Below are 2,623 nucleotides of genomic sequence, written 5' to 3' on the forward strand. Positions count from 1 at the left end.
GACATGCCGCGATATTTGTCGGCCGAGCAGGTCAATCAGTTGATCGCCGCCTGTTATGGTGACACCAGTGCGCGTCGACGTGATCTCGCGATCTTGCTGTTGTTGGCCCGCCTCGGACTGCGGGCCGGCGACGTGGCGCAACTCCGTCTCACCGACATCGAGTGGCAGGCGGGCTCGCTCCGGGTCACAGGCAAGGCGCGCTACGAGGTCCGCCTGCCGCTCCCGCAAGACGTCGGGGATGCGATCGCCGCCTATCTCGAATGCCGTCCGTCCGCCTGTCGTAGCGATCGCGTGTTCCTGCGCACGATCGCGCCTTGCCGACCGTTCCGGAACGGCGATGGAATCTCGTCGGTGATGAAGCGCGTCATGAAGCGCGCCGGCATCGTGACGTCGGCAAAGGGGGCGCACGTCCTGCGGCACACCGCGGCGACCGAGATGCTGCGCTGCGGCGTTCCGCTCGAGAAGATCGGTCTGGTCCTCCGCCACCGAGGCATCGACACGACGGCCTACTACGCCAAGGCCGATGTCGCGCTCTTGAAGCAGGTCGCTCAGCCCTGGCCGGAGGCGCTGTGATGCTGGACGCGATCGAGACCTATCTCGCCCTGCGCCGCGCCACGGGCTTCGCGATGTCGAATGCGGAGTACCTGCTGAAGAGCTTTGCCGCCTTCGCGGCCGAGCGCGCGCAAACGCACGTTGAGACGCAAGCGGCGATCGAATGGGCCGCGCTCGGGCCATCCGTGGCGCAACGCGATGCACGACTCAGAGCCATCTGCCGCTTCGTGCGCCACACCCAAGTCGAGGACGCCGGGCATGAGCTGCCGCCCGCCAATCACTTCGGTGCTCGCAAGAGGCGCCGCACACCGCACATCTACTCGGCAGACGAGATCAATCGCCTGATCGAGGCTGCGCTGCGGCTTCGGCCCAAGGGCAGCTTGCGCCCGCTCACCTTTGCAGCCTTGATCGCGCTGCTCTCGGCCACCGGGTTGCGGATCTCAGAAGCTCTGAGGCTCACGGTTGCCGACGTGACCGGCGACGGCCTGCTGATCCGCGAGACCAAGTTCCGCAAGACGCGCCTGGTGCCACTGCACGACACGGCAGCAGCAGGCCTGGAACGCTATCTGGCGCATCGACGGCCGCGCTCGCACGATGATCCGGTGTTCATCGACAAGCGTGGTCGGGCACTCCGCTACATCGCGGTTAAAGAGCTCTTCGACAGGCTGGTGGACATAGCTGGCATCCGATCGAGGACGACGCGCCGTCCTCGGCTGCACGATCTGCGGCATACGTTCGCCGTGCGTGCGCTGCAGGGCAGCCCGGCCGGCCGAAGCCGATGCGGGGCGCATATGGCGGCGCTGGCCACCTACATGGGCCACGTCAACATCTATGCGACCTACTGGTATCTCGAAGCTACCGCTGAGCTCATGCGCGACGTCGCTGCGGCCGGCGAAGAGTTCCTGTCGGAGGGACGGCAGTCATGACGCCGATCGCTCCTCTCATTGAAGCGTTCCTGCGCGAGACGCTCTCCCGCCAGCGAGGCGTCAGTCGGCACACGCAGGACTCCTACGCCCTGAGCTTCCAGTTGCTGTTCGTGTTCGCCGCCGAAAAGCTCAAGGTCAAACCCTCCCTGCTAACGTTGGAGCAGATCGACGCTGGCTTGGTGAGCGCCTTCCTCGAGCATCTCGAGGACAACCGAAAGAACGCGGCTGTGACGCGCAACGTGCGACTGGCGGCGATCAAGTCGTTCTTCCGCTTCCTCGAGTACCGGCAACCGGCAGCACTGGATCAGATCCGCCGCGTCCTGGCGATCCCGTTCAAGAAGACGGATGCGCGCTTGGTTCCCTATCTACTGCGGGAGGAGTTACAAGCCGTGCTCGACGCGCCCGATCCCACGACGTGGGAGGGCATCCGCGACCGCGCCATGCTGCACCTGGCTGTCTGTGCGGGGCTGCGCGTATCCGAGCTGACCGGCCTGAAGATCGAGGACATCGACTTGCCGTCGATGAGCATCCGCGTTCTCGGCAAGGGGCGGAGGGAACGAACACTGCCGTTATGGAAGAGCACAGCCACAGCACTGCGCGCATGGCTTGCCATTCGCGGCCAGCCCGCCGTGCCCGAGGTGTTCGTCAACGCCCGGGGAGAGCCGCTGAGCCGATGGGGCTTCGCTTATCTGCTTAAACAGCACGCCGCGACCGCGGCTCGCAAGCAGCCCGGTCTCGCCAAGAAGCGCGTTTCGCCTCACGTCCTCAGGCACACCTGCGCAATGATCGTTCTGCAGGCGACGCATGACATCCGGAAAGTGTCGCTATGGCTGGGCCATGCCACGCTGACGACGACCGAGGTCTACACGCGTGGCGACCCGACTGAAAAGCTCGATGCGATGGAGGCGATCATTCCGCCGCATCTGCGACGGGGAGCCTTCCAGCCGTCCGACAGGCTGATAGCACTCCTCAAGCGCACCTCGTAATGGTGAGCCGGGCTGGCGGCGACTGTCGCAAGAGCGTGATCAAGTCGTCGCCGACTCCCCATTACTGGATCTGCCCATAAGGCAGGAGTTATAGGCTTGCCGCACGAGACCGCAGTCGGCGCAGTGTTCGGCGTGACCGCCCAGGGCCGCGGTCCGGCA

Annotated in this window: 3 protein-coding genes; all 3 read left to right on the top strand. The window is 65.3% G+C overall.

Translation table 11 applies throughout. The annotated features are described in order from the left end of the window. The coding region (locus tag NKH17_RS33235) for a tyrosine-type recombinase/integrase (protein ID WP_352973533.1) at positions 1-573 on the top strand (573 nt) is incomplete at its 5' end. Beyond that, on the top strand, positions 573-1,478 hold the full coding sequence (locus tag NKH17_RS33240) for a tyrosine-type recombinase/integrase (RefSeq protein ID WP_352973534.1): 906 nt from the start codon (positions 573-575) through the stop codon (positions 1,476-1,478). The genes NKH17_RS33235 and NKH17_RS33240, both read left to right, overlap by 1 nt. Continuing rightward, on the top strand, positions 1,475-2,464 hold the full coding sequence (locus tag NKH17_RS33245; RefSeq protein WP_352819823.1) for a tyrosine-type recombinase/integrase: 990 nt from the start codon (positions 1,475-1,477) through the stop codon (positions 2,462-2,464). Before NKH17_RS33240 ends, NKH17_RS33245 begins: the two co-directional genes overlap by 4 nt. Positions 2,465-2,623 lie beyond the last annotated feature (159 nt).

Source organism: Mesorhizobium sp. M1334, assembly GCF_040317995.1.
Classification (GTDB): domain Bacteria; phylum Pseudomonadota; class Alphaproteobacteria; order Rhizobiales; family Rhizobiaceae; genus Mesorhizobium.

Excerpts from the sequence above, each read along its gene's own strand:
- NKH17_RS33240 (WP_352973534.1), top strand. The coding sequence starts at position 573 with ATGCTGGACGCGATCGAGACCTATCTCGCCCTGCGCCGCGCCACGGGC.
- NKH17_RS33245 (WP_352819823.1), top strand. The coding sequence starts at position 1,475 with ATGACGCCGATCGCTCCTCTCATTGAAGCGTTCCTGCGCGAGACGCTC.